16 protein-coding genes and 2 pseudogenes are annotated in these 19,449 nt (G+C 50.3%); 5 read left to right on the forward strand and 13 right to left on the reverse strand.

Annotated features, from left to right (window positions below; genetic code table 11):
- Positions 1-19: 19 nt before the first annotated feature.
- Positions 20-199: pseudogene (locus tag HMPREF9141_RS13995) on the forward strand (DNA recombination protein RmuC); the annotation flags it as partial.
- 280 nt (positions 200-479) lie between these two features.
- On the forward strand, positions 480-1,130 hold the full coding sequence (locus tag HMPREF9141_RS04650) for a hypothetical protein (RefSeq protein ID WP_040554264.1): 651 nt from the start codon (positions 480-482) through the stop codon (positions 1,128-1,130).
- A gap of 249 nt (positions 1,131-1,379) precedes the next feature.
- On the opposite strand, the gene HMPREF9141_RS04655 is transcribed toward HMPREF9141_RS04650, so the two are convergent.
- Both HMPREF9141_RS04655 and HMPREF9141_RS04660 read right to left on the reverse strand, forming a co-directional pair.
- Positions 1,380-2,447, reverse strand: coding sequence for an AI-2E family transporter (locus HMPREF9141_RS04655; protein ID WP_007367363.1), 1,068 nt, complete (start codon positions 2,445-2,447; stop codon positions 1,380-1,382).
- A 7-nt stretch (positions 2,448-2,454) separates the two neighbouring features.
- Positions 2,455-3,054 carry a thymidine kinase gene (locus HMPREF9141_RS04660; RefSeq protein WP_007367364.1) on the reverse strand — a complete coding sequence of 200 codons (600 nt, stop codon included), beginning with the start codon at positions 3,052-3,054 and terminating at the stop codon, positions 2,455-2,457.
- 345 nt (positions 3,055-3,399) lie between these two features.
- Here HMPREF9141_RS04660 and rsmI point away from each other — a divergent pair, with 345 nt between their 5' ends.
- Positions 3,400-4,122, forward strand: a complete 723-nt coding sequence (gene rsmI, locus HMPREF9141_RS04670) for a 16S rRNA (cytidine(1402)-2'-O)-methyltransferase (RefSeq protein ID WP_007367366.1) — start codon at positions 3,400-3,402, stop codon at positions 4,120-4,122.
- Positions 4,119-5,033: a Cbp1 family collagen-binding glycoprotein adhesin gene (locus tag HMPREF9141_RS04675; protein WP_007367367.1), complete on the forward strand. Its 915-nt coding sequence runs from the start codon at positions 4,119-4,121 to the stop codon at positions 5,031-5,033. Before rsmI ends, HMPREF9141_RS04675 begins: the two co-directional genes overlap by 4 nt.
- 90 nt (positions 5,034-5,123) lie before the next feature.
- Here the strand turns inward: HMPREF9141_RS04675 and HMPREF9141_RS04680 are convergent, their stop codons facing one another.
- From HMPREF9141_RS04680 to HMPREF9141_RS04730, 11 genes are all read right to left on the reverse strand, one after another.
- Positions 5,124-5,498 carry a hypothetical protein gene (locus HMPREF9141_RS04680; RefSeq protein ID WP_007367368.1) on the reverse strand — a complete coding sequence of 125 codons (375 nt, stop codon included), beginning with the start codon at positions 5,496-5,498 and terminating at the stop codon, positions 5,124-5,126.
- Positions 5,495-5,977 carry an RNA polymerase sigma factor gene (locus HMPREF9141_RS04685; RefSeq protein WP_007367369.1) on the reverse strand — a complete coding sequence of 161 codons (483 nt, stop codon included), beginning with the start codon at positions 5,975-5,977 and terminating at the stop codon, positions 5,495-5,497. Before HMPREF9141_RS04685 ends, HMPREF9141_RS04680 begins: the two co-directional genes overlap by 4 nt.
- 6 nt (positions 5,978-5,983) lie before the next feature.
- Complete coding sequence (locus HMPREF9141_RS04690) at positions 5,984-6,433, reverse strand: hypothetical protein (protein WP_040554266.1); 450 nt, start codon at positions 6,431-6,433, stop codon at positions 5,984-5,986.
- A 355-nt stretch (positions 6,434-6,788) separates the two neighbouring features.
- Positions 6,789-8,486, reverse strand: coding sequence for an energy-dependent translational throttle protein EttA (gene ettA, locus HMPREF9141_RS04695; RefSeq protein ID WP_007367372.1), 1,698 nt, complete (start codon positions 8,484-8,486; stop codon positions 6,789-6,791).
- A gap of 863 nt (positions 8,487-9,349) precedes the next feature.
- Positions 9,350-10,954, reverse strand: a complete 1,605-nt coding sequence (locus HMPREF9141_RS04700) for a leucine-rich repeat domain-containing protein (protein WP_040554268.1) — start codon at positions 10,952-10,954, stop codon at positions 9,350-9,352.
- 58 nt (positions 10,955-11,012) lie between these two features.
- Positions 11,013-12,416, reverse strand: coding sequence for a DUF6850 family outer membrane beta-barrel protein (locus HMPREF9141_RS04705; protein WP_257009563.1), 1,404 nt, complete (start codon positions 12,414-12,416; stop codon positions 11,013-11,015).
- A gap of 139 nt (positions 12,417-12,555) precedes the next feature.
- A complete protein-coding gene (locus HMPREF9141_RS04710) occupies positions 12,556-13,863 on the reverse strand; it encodes a DUF4876 domain-containing protein (protein WP_007367377.1) in 1,308 nt (435 codons plus the stop codon).
- 22 nt (positions 13,864-13,885) lie between these two features.
- The gene (locus HMPREF9141_RS04715; RefSeq protein WP_007367378.1) at positions 13,886-16,654 is read right to left on the reverse strand and encodes a TonB-dependent receptor; all 2,769 of its coding nucleotides are present in this window, start codon (positions 16,652-16,654) and stop codon (positions 13,886-13,888) included.
- A gap of 517 nt (positions 16,655-17,171) precedes the next feature.
- The gene (locus tag HMPREF9141_RS04720; RefSeq protein WP_007367379.1) at positions 17,172-17,951 is read right to left on the reverse strand and encodes a nuclease-related domain-containing protein; all 780 of its coding nucleotides are present in this window, start codon (positions 17,949-17,951) and stop codon (positions 17,172-17,174) included.
- Between the two features lie 188 nt (positions 17,952-18,139).
- The gene (locus tag HMPREF9141_RS04725; protein WP_040554269.1) at positions 18,140-18,391 is read right to left on the reverse strand and encodes a hypothetical protein; all 252 of its coding nucleotides are present in this window, start codon (positions 18,389-18,391) and stop codon (positions 18,140-18,142) included.
- Between the two features lie 119 nt (positions 18,392-18,510).
- Positions 18,511-19,011 carry a very short patch repair endonuclease gene (locus HMPREF9141_RS04730; RefSeq protein ID WP_007367382.1) on the reverse strand — a complete coding sequence of 167 codons (501 nt, stop codon included), beginning with the start codon at positions 19,009-19,011 and terminating at the stop codon, positions 18,511-18,513.
- Positions 19,012-19,276: 265 nt separating this feature from the next.
- Here HMPREF9141_RS04730 and HMPREF9141_RS14030 point away from each other — a divergent pair.
- Positions 19,277-19,387 (forward strand): annotated as a pseudogene (locus tag HMPREF9141_RS14030) (IS982 family transposase); the annotation flags it as partial.
- Positions 19,388-19,449 lie beyond the last annotated feature (62 nt).

Genomic DNA, 19,449 nt, shown 5'->3' on the forward strand with positions numbered 1-19,449 from the left:
GCCATGTCTTCTGGGAAGAACCATCAGGGCGATGCGTGAGGATCAGGGACGTACCGTGAAGGAACTCCGTGAACAGACAGAACGCTTCGCTGGCGAAAGTCTTCAAAGACAGCTCGAAGATGCAGGGTGGCCGGGGAGAAATCGTCCTCGGCAAGCTGCCTTGGAAAGCTGCCGGCTTGTAAAAGAGCCGGCAGCTTTTCCTGTAAGAGAACTGCAAGGACGAGAACCGTGACTTTCCCCATAAGGGCACAGGCTGTTTTCGCAACGACACGGGCATCTGGCGGACAAAGAGTCATGCAGAATGTGTATTCAGCATACAATAAACTGTGTATAAGCGACTTGTGAAGAAAAAGCTGCATGACACCTGCGAGCTGACGATAGTGAAACCATGTTTAAACATCGCTAAACGGTCTTGATAAATAATGCTTTTATACATTTTGTTTATAGTTTTGCGAAAACGAAGTAATTTAAACGACACAATGAAAAAAGTAATTGACAGAAACGCTATTTTTTCCTCAATGATTTTACTGCTCACGTTCTTTCTGTTCACAGGCTTGTTGAGTTCGTGCAGCCATGATGATGAAGACGGCCAGGGACAGGACTATACACCTCTGCAAAGTTGTAGGATTATGGGGTATATGAATGAGAGAAATATAGACATTACGGAGTCAGACACCACTAACACCGACCGTCTCAGCACGGTTATGGCATACAGAACTGCAGATGACAAGCAGAGCTTGACATTGAAAGTAAGACTGATAACGTCGAAAGATTCTACCGTAGACCTTTATCTTTATGTTCCTGACTTTATGGACACATACACAGCAACAGATAACCATCTTTATAGACCCCAAAAATATAGATACTATATTGAGGTCAATTATTCTGGCATCAAAACACCTGTCACTTATGTCTCATCGAAAGTGGGTTTCCCGGCAGATCTTCGTTTTTCAACTATAGCCTTAATATCGTACTACACAAATTCTGCTAATTCCTCAGCGCACATAAGAAAGTATAGGTATAATATAAAAGGAAGATTTGACGGTATGCTGGTTAATAAAAACAATGAACAAGACAAATTGAGGATAGGACTTTTTGTGGATTTGGATACGCCCATCACTGTAATCTGACATGGAGGATTTCGCATTCTGGCCTGTCATGCTTTCCTTTGAATGACAAGGGCATGGAAGTACGGTCATGAATCGCTCCCGGGCTTACAGCGGTGCGGCTGCATGGCAGCTGCCTGGGGAAAAGCAGACACCCTCGCTTTCCGCAGCACAACATAGTGTCTGTCGGAGAGCGAGGGTGTCTGTCCTAACGGTCTGCCCGTCATGCGCCTGTCGGAAACCTTGCAAGGAGAGACGGGACGGATAGGATGTTTACTGTTCCTCCTTTGTCACATACCGCTGCCAATAGGCAATGATGAGCGTGGTGAGCGGAAGGGCGATGATCAGTCCGATGAAGCCTAACAGTGCCCCCCATACGGAGAGGGAAAGCAGCAGGATGGCCGGGTTCAGTCCCATGGCTTTTCCCATGATCTTCGGCGTAATCACCATGTCCATCAGCACCTGCACGACGGCGAAGACCGCCAGGGCCGACCCGAAGATGATCCAGAAGTTCTGTCCTGTATCGGCCGCCTTGAGCAGGGCGAGGAACACCGTCGGTATGAGTGCGAAGGTATGAAGATAAGGTACGAGGTTGAGGATGCCGACAAGGATGCCCATGCCGATGGCCATCGGGAAGTCGATGATGGTGAATCCGATGCAGAACAAGATGCCTAAGCAGAGCGATACCAGTCCCTGTCCTCGGATGTAGTTGTTCAGCTCGCGTTCCACGTCCTGTGCCAGTCCGGCCCAGAAGGGGCGCACGTTCCTGGGGAATATCTTTATCCATTTCTCGGTCAGCGTCTCATAGTCGAGCAGGATGAAGAACATATATAACAAGGTGATGCAGGATGCGATGATCGACAGGACGATGCTTGCCGTCTGCCCGATTACCGAGAAGAGCTTCGGCATGGCGGTCTTGAGGGTATTGGTGAAGTCCGGACTCTTCAGGTAGCGTTCTATCTCGATCTGGTTCTCCATGACCCACCGCTGTACGATTGCCGACAGGCTGTCGGTATGGGTCGTCTCGTGCATATAGCGGTTGGCAACGTGCATGAGCCGGTCGATCTGGCCGATCATCGGGGGGACTATGAAGAGGAAGATGGCGGTAATGACCGCTGCGACGAACAGGAGGGTGACGAGGATGCTCAAGGCTCTGCCCGGCACATGGAGCCTGTACTGTACAAACTTCACAATGGGGTAGAGCAGGTAGGCGAGCAGCCATGCGACAAAGAAAGGCAGAAGCACCCCGGAGAGGGCGTTGATGATAAAGCCGACGGCGAGGATGGCAAGTGCGATCAATGCCCATCGTATGAACTTGTCGAATGTGATAGTCTGTGCCATAGTCCTTTTATTTTCTGTCTTTTCTTTCCTCCTGTATCGCTCTCTGGTAGCAGGCACGGCACAACGGCTCGTATTCCTGCTGTTCGCCCAGCATGACACGGCGGTCGTCGGCCACAAGACGGTGGCTCACGTATGCCAGCGCACCGCACTTCACACAGATGGCATGCACCTTCGTCACCTCGTCGGCGATGGCGCAGAGGGCGGGGATAGGACCGAAGGGGACACCCTTGTAGTCCATGTCGAGGCCGGCGATGATGACGCGCACGCCGTTGTTCGCCAGCTGGTTGCAGACATCTACAAGCCCGTCATCCAGGAACTGTGCTTCGTCGATGCCGACGACATCGATGCCTGCTGCAAGGAGCGGGATGCTGCCCGATGAGTCGATCGGTGTGGAGTGAATGGTATTCTGGTCGTGGCTGACGACATCCTCGTCGGAATAGCGGGTGTCAATGGAGGGCTTGAAGATCTCCACTTTTTGTCTGGCGAACTTCGCCCGTTTCATCCGTCGGATGAGTTCTTCGGTCTTGCCGGAGAACATACTTCCGCAAATCACTTCAATGCGTCCCTGCCGACGCCTTTCACCGTTGAGATTGTCCATCGTTGTCATTTGTTGATGCAAAGATAGATATTTTATAGAGAAAAGGTAAATGTTAAGCGTTAAAAGTTGCTGAAAGAGGGGGAAGCCGGGGAAGAAGCTGTCTTCCCGGTTGAATGTGTCGAGAGGTCAAGATTTCTGAATCTTTCCCCTGAAGGATGCCGTCTTTTCCTCAACCTGTGGCGGTGGAACATTCTCCTTTCCTCCTCTCATCCTGTACCTGCAGCCGGATGTGTCCCTCTTCTGAATGCCCCGGTCTCCGATGCTTCTGCCCCCTGCAAACGGAAATGATTGTTATGTAAAAAAAGCTAATTTATTTTGACTTTCATCCGATTTGACTTACATTTGCAGCTAAGAATGGGAATACTGTATCTCGTACCGACCCCTGTCGGCAATATGGAGGATATGACGCTCCGGGCCATCAGGGTCCTCAAGGAGGCTGATCTGGTTCTGTGTGAAGATACCCGCACCTCGGGTATTCTGTTGAAGCATTTTGAAATCAGGAACCGCCTGATATCTCATCATAAGTTCAATGAGCACAGCACTTCTGCAGGGATAGTCAACCGTCTGAAAGCAGGGGAGACCATTGCGCTCATCTCTGATGCGGGGACGCCGGGCATCAGCGATCCGGGCTTCTTTCTGGCCCGTGAGGCGGCAGCCAGCGGCGTGACTGTCCAGACGCTGCCGGGTGCGACGGCCTTCGTGCCGGCGCTTGTGTCGAGCGGACTGCCTTGCGACCGGTTCTGTTTCGAAGGCTTCCTGCCGCAGAAGAAAGGGCGCAGGACGCATCTTGAAAGCCTGTCGGAGGAAACGCGGACGATGGTCTTCTACGAGTCGCCTTACCGGGTGGTAAAGACCCTGGAACAGTTTGCGGAGGTGTTCGGAACGGAGCGGCAGGCAAGCTGCTGCAGGGAAATCTCAAAGGTGCATGAAGAGAGTGTACGCGGAACGCTGGCAGAGGTGATCGCCCATTTCAAAGAGACCGAACCACGGGGTGAGTTTGTCATCGTGGTGGCGGGAAAGGAAAAAGTCAAGTCTTCCGACAGGAAGAAGCAAACGGATAAAACATATAACGTATGAAGAAACTATTAGTAATGGCAGTATGTGGAGCTCTTGCACTGGCATCCTGCAATCAAGACAAGAAGTCGGCATTGAATCCTGCCGAGATACAGAATGACTCCCTGCGCTCTATCATCAGTGCACGTGACAATGAAATCAATGACATGATGGGCACGCTGAACGATATCCAGCAGGGCTTTACCGAGATCAACGAGGCCGAGAACCGGGTAACGATTGCGAAGGACGGTGAACGGCCGGACAAGGCTACGCAGGTGAAGGAGAATATACAGTTCATCGCCCAGCGCATGAAGGAGAACCGCGAACTGATCAAGAAGCTGCAGCAGCAGTTGCGCGAGACGGGCTTCAAGGGGGACGCCATGAAGAAGACCCTTAGCCAGCTGACCAACCAGCTGAGCCGCAAGGAGTCGGACTTGAAGCAGCTCCGCTCCGAACTGGAGTCGAAAAATATCCATATCAAGGAACTTGACGAGACCATCACGGGGCTGAATACGGATGTTGCGACGCTGAAGACGGAAAAAGAGAGCCTTGCTACGGAGAAGGAGACCCTCACCAAGGAAAAGGAAAATCTTCAGGCGGAAAGCAATCAGAAGACCGAGACCATCAACACACAGGACAAGCAGCTGAATACAGGCTGGTATGTGTTCGGTACGAAGAGTGAACTGAAGGCACAGCACATCCTCGACGGTGGAAAGGTATTGCAGGGTTCGTTCAACAAGAACTACTTTACGAAGATTGACATCCGTGTCAACAAGGAAATCAAACTTTACAGCAAGAGCGCCCGGCTGCTGACGGCTCATCCGAGCAGCAGCTACTCTCTGTCGACTGACACCAACGGGCAGTACGTCCTCCGTATCACGGATCCGCAGACCTTCTGGAGTACGAGCAAGTATCTGGTCGTACAGGTTCGATAGCTGTCGGAGAAGCATAAGAAAAGAGACATCCTCATCGTGTGGATGTCTCTTTTTTTGACACTTTCCTTCTGCTTCTCGCAGGATGGGACTTTACGGTTTCAGGTTGACCATCCTCATGGTGAACAGCAGGCTGAACGTGACGAAGGCGGCACCGATCGCCAGGCCGATATACCGGACGTTGTGAAGCAGGACAAGGATAAGTTCCGGTTCTGTCCCATTGACGTATGTCTCCATGATGGCAGGCAGTGTGAAACTTGCGAGCGTCACCATGCACCCCACTACAATGCCGACGGCAAGCATCCAGATTGACAGCCGTCTGTTCTTACGGGTCTCTGCGCGTTGATAAGCCTTTACTTCTTCTACAAGTTCCATCTGCCGTTGCAGCCTCCCCATGAACTGCCTGTCATCCGAAAGCCGGGGATGATAGTCTGCCAACAGGTCTTTTAAGAATTTGTCCTCGTTCATCTTCCCAGTAAGTTTTTAAGTTCCTCCCGTCCCCGTGAGAGCTGCTTCTTGATGGCACTCTCACTGCTGTCGGTTATCTCTGCAATCTCTTTTATCTGATAGCCCTGCATGTAATAGAGCAGGATGCTTGTCCGTATCGTTTCAGAAAGCGTTGCCAAGGCACTGTGCAATTCCTCGTAGCGGAAAGTATCATCGCTCCCATTGCTTCCCTGTAACGTCAAGGCTTTCTCAATAGGCTGTTCGGCCCGGTTCTTCTGTCTGCGGCGTGAATCGATGAAGACACGATAGGCGGTTTTCATCAGCCATGCCGGGAACTTCCCCCGTTCGTCGTACTGTTCGCTTCGAAGATAGGCCTTGATGAGTGCTTCTTGAGCAATGTCGTCAGCTTCGGCACTGTTTCCGCAGCACAAGGCCGTCAGGAACCGGCGCAATGCCGCCTGCTCCTGACCGACCCGGTTGACGAACTGTTCTCTTGTCATAGTTTCCTAATCGTTGTCGTTCAGCTTGTCCAGAGCCTTCTTGCCATTGTTGTAGGCTGCCAGCAGACCGCATCCGACAGCCAGTGGAAGTACGCCGAAGACGGCACCAATAGGAATGTACGTGTTGGCAAAGCCCAACACGAGCCACAGTGTTATAATCACCAAGATGGTTGCGGTCCCGCCTATCATGCAGATTGTTCCCCAAAGCATCTCGTAATGCACCATTGTCATCAACTTCTCCTTGTACGGTTTCTTCGGAGGATTTATCTGGCGGAGGAACTCCTGTATGTCGACATCAGGGTTCTTTTCGATGAAAGCCATTACAATCTGGCTTCTTTTGTCGGTCTCGTGCTGCTTGTTCCGGTAAGTGAGCCAGGTGTACACAATAGGAAGAATCACCGCGACGGCTATTGGGAAAACAGCGTCAGCAAGGGTGTGGAGAACTACAGAATCCATAATCATTCATTTTTAAGTAGGTTATACATTGAATTTTCTTTCTGAACCGATTCACATGTATAACGTTGCCGGTGCACAAAAGGTGACATGGACAGGTCTCATTTTAACAACAGACAGCTCATTTTGTTTTTATCCGCTCTGTTGAGGAGGGTTCTCCGGTCTTTTCTTCATCTGTCCCGGAATCCCTGTTTTACCTGGCTTCGGGTTCGGTTTCTCCTGCATAGAGGTTTCCTCCTTCTGTCTTCGGAATCCCAGCCTCACCCGAATCCTGTCGCGGCCTCGGTCCCTTCCACGCAGGAGTCTCCCGCCGTCTACTCCCCTCTCCATTCGGAGAGGGGTCGGGGGTGAGGCTTTTTTATCCCTCCATCAGCTTCCTGTACCTTCCTTTCTTTATCTCCTCATTACCCAATCGGCGTGCCTTATTGATCTCATAATCAGAGAAACCGCCCTCGAAGAAGACCACCTCGCCGTTGCCCTCAAAGGCAAGGATGTGAGTACAGATACGGTCGAGGAACCAACGGTCGTGACTGATGACGACCGCACATCCTGCGAATGCCTCGAGACCTTCCTCCAGAGCACGGAGCGTATTCACGTCGATGTCGTTCGTCGGTTCGTCGAGTAAGAGGACGTTGCCTTCCTGCTTCAGGGCCAGTGCCAGCTGCAGGCGGTTACGTTCACCCCCGGAAAGTACGGAACAGAGCTTGCTCTGATCCGTGCCGGAGAAATTGAAACGAGAGAGATAGGCACGTGAGTTGATGTCGCGCCCACCCATGCGGATCGTCTCATTTCCCTGTGCTACAACGTCATACACTGTCTTCTTCGGGTCAATATCCTTATGCTGCTGGTCGACATAAGCGAGCTTCACGGTCTCACCCACCTCGAATGTTCCGCCGTCGACCTGTTCCAGTCCCATGATGAGGCGGAAGAGCGTTGTCTTGCCCGCACCGTTCGGCCCGATGACGCCCACGATGCCGTTCGGCGGAAGCGTGAAGTTGAGGTCGTTGAAGAGCACCTTCTCACCAAAGGCTTTCTTCACGTGCTGCGCTTCGATCACCTTGTTTCCAAGACGCGGACCGTTCGGGATGAAGATTTCGAGTTTCTCCTCATGCTGCTTCTGTTCCTCGTTGAGCATCTGCTCGTAAGAGTTCAGACGAGCCTTACCCTTAGCCTGACGAGCCTTCGGTGCCATACGTACCCACTCCAACTCACGCTCCAGGGTCTTGCGCCGCTTAGAAGCCGATTTTTCTTCCTGTTCCATGCGTTTTGTTTTCTGGTCGAGCCACGAAGAGTAGTTACCCTTCCATGGAATGCCCTCGCCACGATCGAGTTCGAGAATCCACTCGCTCACATCGTCCAGGAAGTAACGGTCGTGGGTAACGGCGATGACCGTACCCTCATACTGCTGCAAATGCTGCTCCAGCCAGTCGATGCTTTCGGCGTCAAGGTGGTTCGTCGGCTCGTCGAGCAGCAGCACATCGGGCTTCTGAAGGAGCAGACGGCAGAGTGCGACGCGGCGACGCTCTCCACCCGAAAGGTTCGTTACAGGCAGATCGCCCTTTGGACAGCGCAGTGCATCCATCGCACGGTCCAGTCGCGAGTCGATGTTCCAGGCATCTGTTGCATCGATGATATCCTGCAATTCAGCCTGTCGCTGCATCAGTTTGTCCATCTTGTCGGCATCAGAGTAATACTCCTCCTGTCCGAACTTCACGTTGATGTCGTCGTATTCTTTCAGTGCATCATAGATCTGCTGTACGCCTTCCATGACATTCTCTTTCACGGTCTTTGTCTCGTCGAGCGGCGGATCCTGCGGCAGATAGCCCACCGAGTAGCCGGGACTCCATACCACCTCACCCTGTGTAGGTTCCACCAGTCCGGCGATGATCTTCATCAGCGTGGACTTTCCGGCACCGTTGAGACCGATAATGCCTATCTTTGCACCATAAAAGAACGAGAGGTAAATGTTCTTCAGGATCTGTTTCTGATTCTGCGGGATGATCTTAGACACCCCCACCATTGAGAAGATAATCTTCTTGTCGTCTACTGTTGCCATTGGTTGTTTCGTTTGTTTTGTTGACAAAGATAACGAAAATAATCCGTATCGGCAAATTTAGGGTTCCTCCGTTAACTGCATAGATTGGAAATAAAGGCTTATGCACTTGCATGGTATGGCTATCCAAAGTTAGATGGTCTTATAAAGGAGGAAAAAATGCAGAAAAGACAAATGGATACGATGCCTGTCCATCAGCCTGTCTTTCCGTCTTCTACAGACAACTTATTCCCATATCATCGGTGTTTGTAATCTGTTTTCATGCAACCAAAGCTGACACATGCTCTGTTAGCTTCTAAAAGATGCCTGATTGGCTTGCAACAGGTGCCCTTTTAGCGTGTTACCAACGCCCTTTTGAAGTCCAATCAGGCACCTTTTAAAAACGACTTGACAACCTGTTGATTTACTGTCGGTTACAAACTTGCTTTTTTGTTTTTGTCTTTTATATTTGCAGAAGATTTGTTTGAAATTATGTAATAACTTTTCAAAACCTTATCTGCATTTCCAGCATATTAAATTTAAAAGATTTTTGTATTGGAGGATGATGATGGAATAGCCAGTTGACAGTCTTGGCTATGTTTTTGTTGAATGAATAGTTTCGGTTCTTCCGTTAAAGCTATACGGAAAGCATCCACGCATTTAACGGAAGAATCTGAAAGTGTGCCCTGTTGAACCGTCCATTCGATGGGATTGCCTTGACGTAATCAGAGTCGGAGTCGCTCGACTGTTGCAGTCTACACCGCCCTGTCTCTCTGTCTTTCAGGAGAGAAACAGGGCGGGTTTCTTGCGGTTGCCTTATGTGGCGAAAGGGCTATATCGTTGCCCAATCGCCAGATCGGGCGTCGTGCCAAATGTTTTTCTTTCTTTTACTGATTTGGAGAATCGGCCAGCACTTTCCGTGCGCTTCCATCACTCATCTTGATGATATTCAGGCCGCGTGTCCTGTGCTGGAGCTTTCTGCCATCGATGCTGTATATGCCCGTTTCTACAACGTCGGTTGCCCTCTTGGTGACATTCTTGACAGATGTCGGTGTCAGATCGCCTACAATGCTGTCAAACAGACTTGACCCGAAGATGTCGTCTTGTTCGTATTTTCTTTCCGCTCCTCCCACAACGTGCAAGGTCACACTGTTGTCGAAGGTGTTGAAAGCGCCGGCTGCACAGGTAGGCGGTTCAGGGGCATAGATAGAAACGTCCGTGAGGGAAGTGTTGTAAACGGCAAAGATGTCATTACCTATATACGTCAGCGTGCTTGGCAAAGTGACGCTCTCCAGGCTGCCGCAGGCTCCGAAGGTGGCATCCTCCAGCCGGGTGATGCCCTCCGGAAGGGTGATCCGGCTTAGGTCTGTATAGTAGAAACAGCTGCTTCCGATGCTCCTGATCGTTTTGGGAAGTTCTATTTCCTCCAGTCCACTGAAGAGGAACGCATCTTTTCCGATGGTTTCAGTACCTTCGTTGACCGTTACCCTGGCAAGATTTTTCTCGCGTTTTTCTTTTCCTTTCATCCCGGCATGGGCATTCTGACCGCCCGCCTGGGAAAAGGCACCGTCGGCAATCTGTCTGACCGTAGCCGGAGTGGTATAGCTTTTTCCGTCCTTGGAAGCCGGATAGGTCCACAAGACTGACCTGTCTTTGCTGAAGAGTACGCCGTCAACTGCTGTGAAAGAAGGATTTTCCGATGCCACTTCAATCTTTTGCAGCGCATAAGTCATACTAAATACTTCACTGCCGATATGGGTGACAGAAGCGGGAATACGGACAGCCGTGACCTTCTTCAACGGAGAGAAGGCCTCATCACCGATGCTCTCCATGTCCTGCGGGACTTCCACGATGCCCTCGGACATATTGAAACATTGCAGTACCTTATGTCTGCTGACATCGCAAAGCATGTACCCAATCATCTTGAAGACGGTGTTGGCAGGGTCGACCTTCACTTCCGTATAATCTTTGCTGCCTGCAAAAGCCGCATCTCCGATATACTTTACAGAGGCCGGTATCGTCAGGGTCTTACTGTGAGTACTGTAGAAGGCACGCTTCCCAATGCTCTCCAGGCCATTGTTCAACACTACCGAAATCAGGTCGCAGTTCTGGAAGGCATTGTCAGAAATGGTCCTGAGCGTCTTCGGGAAGTAAATATACATGAAATAAGTCAGGTTCTGGAAGCAGCCTTCGGGTATGCTTTCAAACTCCGCATCATGCAAATTCGCCGAATGCAGGTCCGTCAGCGAACCTCCTTTCGCAAGTCTGGCCAGGAACTTCAGGTCAGCATCATTCATCGGTCCGGTGACTTTGATGCCCTGGACATGTACGTCACCATAGAGTTCCATCACGGTCTGTTCCAGCGTGCCGGCCTTGGTCAGCTGTACAACACGCTGATTGAAATAGGCATCAGTGGGAACTTTGTAATCGTCCTGTGCAAAGACAAACGTCGTACTGAACAAGACGAAGAGGGTAAGTAAGATCTTTTTCATACGCAATTGATATTTAATAAATGAATTCATTACAGGAGGCAATGCGTTGCCGCCTGCCTCAAAGTGTTACGCCCATTGAAATTTCAAGATTGTGGCCATGCTGGTGGTTGTCGTACCACCTGCGCCCCAGCTGCATCTGCATGAAAGCGGAAGTCAGGGACCTGACAAGTCTGAAATCATAGCGGATGTGAAGGCCTGCGTCCCAATAGCTTGCCTGCTGCATGAATGCGTTGTTGCGGAACATCCCGACGGACTTGTCGAACACCTGGGGTTCAGTGAAGACAAAATGATGGTGGACCTGCCTGCCTACATGAGACAGGAAGCCTACCGACAGCAGACTTCTTGAGAACATTCTCGACAGATCCAGTTTCAAGGAAGGTACGAGAAAAGCTGTTTTCAGTTGCCGAACAGGGGTCAGGTACTGCGTATTGTCTACGTCATAAGCCAGTCTCGGCAGCATGACGAGCCAAATGGCAGGTGTGAATTTATATAACGCCGAGAGCGACAACTGCATGCCCTGGTGCTGGTAAATGAAAGGTCTGGAGCTTGCTATCTCCTTGTAATTTGTCAGTCCGCTGTCATAATAGCGTTCCTGCCCCTCTCTTTTCGTTGTCTCGGCGGAGAATGTTGCCTTGCAGTCCCACTGTCTCCATTGCCCTGTCCAGCTTAGTTCACCTCTCCACTTCGTCTGGAAAACATCACAGATCGGAATGTCACGTTCGGAGGAAAGCCGTTTCTGGATGTTCTCATACTCGAGATCCGTTGAAGCCTGCAGCCCGAGTCCGTCCTTCGTATGTGTGGACAGCCCCGCCGAGTAATTTCCACCTTCATACTTCACGCCGTTCTGCAATCCTTTGAAACGGAAATACTGCATGCCCAGACCGGTGAGATGATACAGGACACGGTTGCCCTGCGGGTTCATAAACTGTACGTCACTCTGCTGTGTGTACTTCCCGACGCCGGCATACAGTCCTACGACACGCCGTGCAGACACAGCATAGCCTCCTCCAAAATGCAGCTGTACGTCAAGTGTCGTGTTCTTGGGACGTGGGTCACGGTCGCGGTACTCTATTGTAGAGCGGTAACTCATCTCAGCTCCTATGGAGAGTCTGTTCATCTGGTGTGCATACCCACCCCTGAACAAATAGTACTCGCGCCGCATTGATACAGTGGCTGTATCGGCAATGACGTAAGGGAACACACGCTGGTAATCGCTGTTCAGATTCCATGATATACCCTGCCTGCTGCCGTTCTCATAGACGGCTTCCCCCCATGCCACAGACTTCTTGCTGATTCTTAAGTGCGACTGTACTCTGAAGAACATCAACTCCGCACCGGTCCCCTGCTGCGCATCGACCGCGAGAGACGCTCCGTCATGGCGGTAGCCGGCCTGTACCTGCGAAAGGCTGGGAGTAAATTCATTCAGATTGGAGACTATGTCTGATGGGTTCAAGTAGCTCAAAGAAGGCAGCCGGAGGGTAGTCTCCCGTACAGCTTCCAATGAATGTGAATGCGAAGACAGGGACGGCTGTATGTGCTCTTGTGCGGCTCCACAGAGAGGGGAGACGCACAGAAGCACAAAGAGGGAATACCGGCATGGCCTATTTGAAGACATACCATGGATCAGCCTTAACCGTCTCGAAGTCATTTTGAGAGTCGTTAGTGTCAATCAGCTTATGTTTCCTGGCATCGTATTTCCTGCGCACCGACTTGCCATAACGCTGCTGGTCATGGTCGACTGTGGAGAACCAGGCATAGCCGTTGTCCAGTGTCGGACTGATTACATTCCATTTCTTCTTGTCTTTGATGGCCAGTACTACGGCATCTACAATCCATGTGTTGGGGACTTTTACAGCATGGAATTTCATGTCCTTGACCGTCGTCCCGTACACGAAACGGTAAGAATAATCGTATTGGTAGTCTTTTCCGGTCGTAAAGGTATGGTTGTCCACTCCCAGGAAGCCCATGACATAGGAATAAAAACCACGGTCGTGCGGACCCCATATCGTACGTGAATAGGTATAGAGACGCTCCATGTTGGGGACATCGGGGTTGTCAATGTCAGTGACCCTCGGGTTTGTCGACTCGTCATACCATTCGAAGTTGGCCTTTGAAAGATTGAAAGAGTTGGGATTCCTGCCGGCTGTGGTATGGTCAATGGCATTGTCGCAGATAATGAGCGAAGCACCGGGCTGGACAGGATATTTCTTGTCTACACCGTGCATTCCCGGGATTTTGGTGATGTACTGTACCGGTGTTTCCTTGTCCAGAACATACGGCTTATAGTCCTGGTGTATCATCTGCTGGAAGGCACTCTCCGCAATGAACAGCCCGTCGGCATAGAGCACCTCATCCGAATTATTGGTAATTCTGAAGTACTGGTCACCGGTATATGGGTCACCACTGGGGCGGAGTGTGCGGGCGGCAAAGATTTCAGCAATCACGAAGCCATTACCCATATTGGGGAAGAACAGGTCGATGGCGAAACGAGGCAGCGTAGAAGCAGTGCTTTTCACCAAGGACTGGTTCATCAGATTGCCACGGACAATGCTTTTAGTCTTCAGCTTGCTGTGATGAACGGCATTAGCCTCAAGCTCTACATTGTAAAGCCCTTCAGCGATATTGAGCGTATCAATACTGATGGACGACTGCAGTTTCCCCTCCGCATCAAGGCATTTGACGGACGGAACGGTAAAGGTGCTGTCCCTTCCTGTTGACACATTATGTACCTTTACCTTGATGGAGACAAGGGAATCGACACCGCTGAATGCCTGGGACAGGCTGATGTCAAGTCCGAACTTGGCATAGTTCACGGCAGAACCGCCAGGAGAAACATCATCATTGGTGCAGGAGTTGAAAAGAACTGACACCAATATGATGGCAAAGAAAGTTTTGATTAACGTTTTCATATCTGTCTGTTTATAATTAGGTTTATATCTTCAGTCCCATTTCCATTCCAAAATAAGGCGAGAACGTACGGCGTACAGTAAACCCGTTCACCTCATAATCAGGGGCAATGTAAAGTACCCTGTCGGCAAAGAAAGACAAGGAAAGATGCTTGCCGAACCTTTTTGTCGCCTTGAAATTGACCAGCATATAGCTGCGTTCCCTATTGCTCATGTCCTGTCCTGCCGTACCGCTCAGTATAAGCCAGCGCAGGTAAGGGTCGTTCTTGTCGGCTTCGGTATAAGGATGTACCGTACCTGTGATGTCCATATAGCCCATGGGGACACTTGAGGTTGGCGGGCGTTTCGTGCTGCTCATCCAGAAACATTCAGACGTTGCCGACAGAATCAGTCCCAGTCTGTCGATATACGAGTCAAAGATGAAATTAGATGTAAAGATCTGTTTGTCATATCTATCCGTATTCAGATAGTATCCGGCATATCTGTCGGCAACAGCCACACCGCCGACAACCACATTGGGTGCGGATCTGAACAGCGGAATGCTGTTCTCGTATACGGTCCTGAACCATGCTCCGTTCACGGTTATGCGGGTCTGGATGACAGGTATGCGCGGTGAGGAATACTGGAACTCTATGCCCCGCTTCTTTATCCTTGATCCGTTTTCGGTCGTTCCGTAACCGTCTAAGATGGTATCGGTAACAGATGGCAGGGCATCCAAGGCCGGCGGTCCGGTGAGTTTTGATGGGTCGATAACCGACGTAGCGTATTTCCTGTAAGTAAACGGACGTATTGTCGTGGTGCTTCTGAAGCCGTCCTTCATGTCTTCCTGGAAATAGGTAAGGTTGAAATGATGCGCACCTCTGTCTACTCCCATGCGTATTTCCCATTTCCTGTTGCGTGCCGGCTGCAGGTCGGGATTGACGGGATTCAGCTTGTACGTGCGGATATGGATACGTTTGTATTCGGGGCGGATGTCCCAGTAGTTCAGTTCCGTAATGTCCTTATAGATATAGTCAGGGTACAGATCAAGGATTGTCGGCATCTTCGTCATCATTCCGAAGCCGCCGGAGACATAGCACCTGAAGCCTGCAAACTGCGGAAAGTCCCATTGGGCATTGATACGTGTGTCGGTGAAGATTCTGCCGTGTATGGCGTAATAGCCCGGGATGTTGAGCAGCTGGGTAGTACGGATGCCGCCCATCAGCGTCAACCGGTGTCTGCCGACAGGCATGGTCGCATTGTCTTCCGCATAGAAAGACAGGATATCCGTTGCCGGGATTTCCTTGTACGATCGGGGACGGCGGGCTGTTGAAGCATGCAGGGGTCTTGTGATGTCGAATATCTGTCCTCTCCCATAGTTTTTGTTGAGCTGGAATTCTGCACCTGCCGTTATACGGTGGCGCATGGATGCAGTCCGTGCCGCCCATTCCGTCTCACCTCTGACAGTACTGTAGAACGGAATGCCTTCTACACGGTAGTCGCACACATACTGGAACGGCAGGAACAGTCCGTCGTACTCACCGCTCTCATAAGCCAGCGGGACGGCATAGTCCCGTTGCAAGGCGACGGCCTCGGTCTGGTGTATTCGGTCGAAGGCAATACTGGCGGCATAGGTCAGCAATGCACTTCTGAATCCGGTCTGCTCCTTTCTCCTGAACATGAGCTGCTGGTTCAGTCCCATCTTGAGGTACGAGGACCGGTAACGGTCGTCTTTATGTATCTGGATCTCCGGATCCGTCTTCACATTGTCTATGTTCAGGGCATAGTCCGTAGCTCCGTTCCATTCAAGAACATAATGTCTGCCCAATTCCCACTTGCGCTGCAGGCGGGCTGAGAAGGTGAGGCGGCGATAGGTCTCGAACCTGTTCCTCGGTTCTTTGCGGGCATCGAGCAGACCGCCGTCTACATTCAGGTTCCACTTCCCCGATAACAGGAAACCTTTTCCCAGCGACACCAGTTTTCCGTATTCGTCGGCCTTAAGGCGGAGCTGCAAGGGCGATTGTGTATGCTTTCTCGTGATGCTGATCAGTCCGCTCGTCAGTTCCCCGTATTTTACGGACGGTATGCCGCGGATGATTTCCACTTTCTCGATGTTGTCAGTAGGTATTTCCCGCATATCCACACCGTAGCTCGTGTGGTTTCTGCTGTTATCGGCATCCCCCTGGAATGTACCCGCAATGTACTGCATATTGGCATCCGTGCCGATGGCCTGTCCGTCTATCACGAACTTCGTACCCAACGAGGAGGTGGCATACTGTGAGCTTGGAGAACCCGCCTCGCGCAACGTAATGACATTGGCACTGCCCAGCGAAGGTGGCTTCGTCATTCCACCGGGCAGCAGTGCCAGCAGATCGGCAAACGAGGAAGGCTGCAGATGTTCCATGGCAGTCTGTCCGATGATGGTGGCGCTTGTCATCCCTTTCTGTTCGGATGCTGTCACCACTACTTCTTTCATGGATTGCCTCTTCGCGGACATATAAATCCGTATGGGACCGGATGCCTGGATCTGTATGGTGGTGTCAGCAGGCTGGTAACCGACAGCTGTAACATGAAGATGCAGGACATCTGCCGGGAGGTTTTTCATGACAAAATGACCGGCTGCGTCTGATACCGTTCCCCCCAGCAGTTTCTTCTGCCGGTACGCACGTATTGTCGCACCGGCCACCTCCTGTGCGTCATCGGAGGCGGTGACCGTCCCATGTAGGAGAAATGCAGGAGGGGAACCGTCTTGCTGTGCCTTGACAGCTTCAGCTATCAACAGCAACACGACAATAATGTAGGTAGACTTAGCCATTAGAATTGATTTGGTGGCAAAGTTAAGAAGATGAGACACTCCTGTCAATACCTAAAAGACATGATTTTATACAATTATGATGGGCGAATCTCCTGTCTTTGCTTCACGAATGGGGGGAGAGGTACACGTTCAGAACCCTAAATAAAATGACAGAAGTCGGTGTCAACAGCGTTTCAAAGGTGGAAGTCCCTTGACATAATCTATGATTGCCGTCCGATAAAGCTTAAATGGTAGTTTCTGAAAATTGCCTTTGCTGAATTTAATCAAAAAGTGAAAGGTCGTTGACAATACTCCTATTAGGGACAGGCCAGCGTGGATTTTTAGAGTATGCCCGATGATATTTTGTTCTGTACGGAGGATCTTTCCTTCTCCTCAGAACAGACAATTCTGTGTTGTCTGGGGGATGGCCGGTCTCCTGAACAAATAAGTTTTGTCAGCTTTTTAGCGATGAGTGGTTTTCGCTCAGTTGTCATGTTGTTAAGGTGTTGAGGAGGCACACGGCTGGAATTAAAGCTTCTTAAGAGGCACCGCCTTTCATCAATGTTTGCTCGTTTAATGTGTAATGACATTCCGGATAATTGCAGCATCCCCAGAAAGCTCCGTATTTTCCTTGTCTGTGAACAAGGGTTCCTCCGCAACGAGGACAGATGCCCTGCATGATTATAGCTTTTCGCTCTCTGATACCATCTTTTATCTGGTTAACATGATTCGATGCAGTCTCGCTTGTTTCAAAGCTCGAATAAGATAACTTGTTGATTATAGTGGTCAGGATTTCTTCTGTAAGAACTATTTTCCGATAAGCCTTTATGGTGCTTAACAACTGACGGGCATAAATAACATAGTGGTTCGGATAATGTCCTTTTATAGTTGCTCTCCCAGTGAAAACAACTATCGGCACAAAATATAGCATGGGAAAGCCGAACAAGGATTGCAGAGCTTTCACATGGCTGTAATTCTGTAATAGGGGATTGTAGAATCTATATTTTGTTCCGTATTTGTTCTTCGTCCAATATTGGGCATTCTCACTGCCGTAAATCCAACCGCTATAATTTTTTGTCTCTATTACAAATATCCCATAAGGCGACAAGATGACATGATCGATCTGGGTGCTCTTTCCGTTTTCCTCAATATAGATATTATTGAATACGGTGTATTCGTCAGGTAGAAATTTGAGGATTATTGATACGGCTTTCTCTCCAATCCACCCTCTGACTTTTGCTTGGATTAAACGTAAGACAAGGCGGACAGCAAGTATCACGACAATCGCAGTAATCAATAAAAAAAATAGAGTTTTCATTTACGATGTTTGTTTTCAATCATATCCCTTCAGTTCTCCCAGATTCGTTGTAATTCCATCGAACAGCTTATACATCAGCTCGGGTTCTTCTTTCTGCGGAATGTATGGGGGATGACACGTCTGTCCCTGCCCGCAAACCATCCGGCTTCTGTGTGTGGAAAGGCCGCATGGAAGGAGGATCGAACAGGTTATCGCAGGAGACCCATTGCTGTACTGTAGTTCCTGAACTGACTTTCGGCCATGGAGTGATCGGGGATGTTCCCGGTATTCTGCGGGTGTCCAGTCCATATAATTACGGTCAATGTTGCTCCATTTGAAAGTAGCGCCTTCTGCTGGTGGATTGCGGAAATCATAGACTTCATGACCTGCTGCACGGAGTGCTTTTGCCCCTTCGGGAAAAACTCGTTGCGCCGGCTGCTTGCTAAACAGATCTTTGCCATAATGGTGTTTTGTCTGTGAGGTGTCAGGGTGTACAAGAGAACGGCGAGAATCCCTGTCCCTGTATTGTCGTCAACATGCAATCAGGAAACATACTGTCGGACCGGTTCCCGTCGTCCCTTCAATCTTCCACCTCCGGCTCGGCTGCCATGCACAGTCCCGTCTCTTCTTCGGGAGATTGGTAAGTCACCGTGCGGTCCTTCAGGTAGATGCGGTTGAGCGTATAAGCCAGGGAGGAAAGAGTTCGTTCACGCTTGTTCTTCTTCAGTTCACATTCCCACACCGTGATGCAATGCCAGCCCATGCGGGCAAGCTGTTGTTGTTCTCGTCTGTCACGTTCCTTGTTGCGTGCCACCTTCTTTATCCAGAAGTCGGTGTGGGTCTTGGGGACGACATAGTAACGGCATCCTTCGTGTCCATGCCAGAAACAGCCGTTCACGAAAATGCAAGTCCTGTACTTGCGCAGTACGATGTCCGGATGTCCCGGCAGCCGCGGACTGTTCACCCTGTAACGGAATCCGCACCGCCACAGATATTTCCTGACAATCATCTCCGGCTTGGTGTCCCTGCCTTTGATGGCCGCCATGTTGTCGTGCCGCTGTTGCCTTGAGAGCGTGTCCATAACCGTACCTCTTACGCTATTACGGTTCAAAGGTAAGCATTAATTTGCAGAAGGGCAAGACCTGCCAGCTTTTTTACGGACTTGGCATCTGCTGGCCAAAGAATTGGCGGCCGACAGTCAAAAGATTGTCAAATGCCCGTGCTGTTTTCTCTAAGAGGCTGTTTCTCGCCCATGGGGTATGCAGCTGCTTTCGCAATGGCACGGACACTTGGCAGACAAAGAGCCATACTTAACCCGTTGGCGGAATTAAATTAAGTTGCCAAATGTGCTAAAAAGGTTGCACATATCTTTGATTTTTAGCAACTTAGTGGAGTGTGAATCATTAAGTTCAAACCGACAGATGCACGACCTTTACACAAAATTCATCAAAATCATCGGTTCTTCCGCTTTTCGGGTTGATAAGTTGCGAAATAAGCCTTCTTTCCAATAAAACCTCAA

The organism is Prevotella multiformis DSM 16608 (genome assembly GCF_000191065.1).
GTDB lineage: Bacteria > Bacteroidota > Bacteroidia > Bacteroidales > Bacteroidaceae > Prevotella > Prevotella multiformis.

Bases quoted from the DNA above. Each gene is read 5' to 3' on its own strand.
- HMPREF9141_RS04680 (WP_007367368.1), bottom strand. From the start codon at position 5,498: ATGAACGAGGACAAATTCTTAAAAGACCTGTTGGCAGACTATCATCCC.
- HMPREF9141_RS04710 (WP_007367377.1), bottom strand. From the start codon at position 13,863: ATGAAAACGTTAATCAAAACTTTCTTTGCCATCATATTGGTGTCAGTT.
- HMPREF9141_RS04690 (WP_040554266.1), bottom strand. From the start codon at position 6,433: ATGGATTCTGTAGTTCTCCACACCCTTGCTGACGCTGTTTTCCCAATA.
- ettA (WP_007367372.1), bottom strand. From the start codon at position 8,486: ATGGCAACAGTAGACGACAAGAAGATTATCTTCTCAATGGTGGGGGTG.
- HMPREF9141_RS04685 (WP_007367369.1), bottom strand. From the start codon at position 5,977: ATGACAAGAGAACAGTTCGTCAACCGGGTCGGTCAGGAGCAGGCGGCA.
- rsmI (WP_007367366.1), top strand. From the start codon at position 3,400: ATGGGAATACTGTATCTCGTACCGACCCCTGTCGGCAATATGGAGGAT.
- HMPREF9141_RS04700 (WP_040554268.1), bottom strand. From the start codon at position 10,954: ATGAAAAAGATCTTACTTACCCTCTTCGTCTTGTTCAGTACGACGTTT.
- HMPREF9141_RS04660 (WP_007367364.1), bottom strand. From the start codon at position 3,054: ATGACAACGATGGACAATCTCAACGGTGAAAGGCGTCGGCAGGGACGC.
- HMPREF9141_RS04650 (WP_040554264.1), top strand. From the start codon at position 480: ATGAAAAAAGTAATTGACAGAAACGCTATTTTTTCCTCAATGATTTTA.
- HMPREF9141_RS04655 (WP_007367363.1), bottom strand. From the start codon at position 2,447: ATGGCACAGACTATCACATTCGACAAGTTCATACGATGGGCATTGATC.
- HMPREF9141_RS04675 (WP_007367367.1), top strand. From the start codon at position 4,119: ATGAAGAAACTATTAGTAATGGCAGTATGTGGAGCTCTTGCACTGGCA.
- HMPREF9141_RS04720 (WP_007367379.1), bottom strand. From the start codon at position 17,951: ATGAAAACTCTATTTTTTTTATTGATTACTGCGATTGTCGTGATACTT.
- HMPREF9141_RS04730 (WP_007367382.1), bottom strand. From the start codon at position 19,011: ATGGACACGCTCTCAAGGCAACAGCGGCACGACAACATGGCGGCCATC.
- HMPREF9141_RS04725 (WP_040554269.1), bottom strand. From the start codon at position 18,391: ATGGCAAAGATCTGTTTAGCAAGCAGCCGGCGCAACGAGTTTTTCCCG.
- HMPREF9141_RS04715 (WP_007367378.1), bottom strand. From the start codon at position 16,654: ATGGCTAAGTCTACCTACATTATTGTCGTGTTGCTGTTGATAGCTGAA.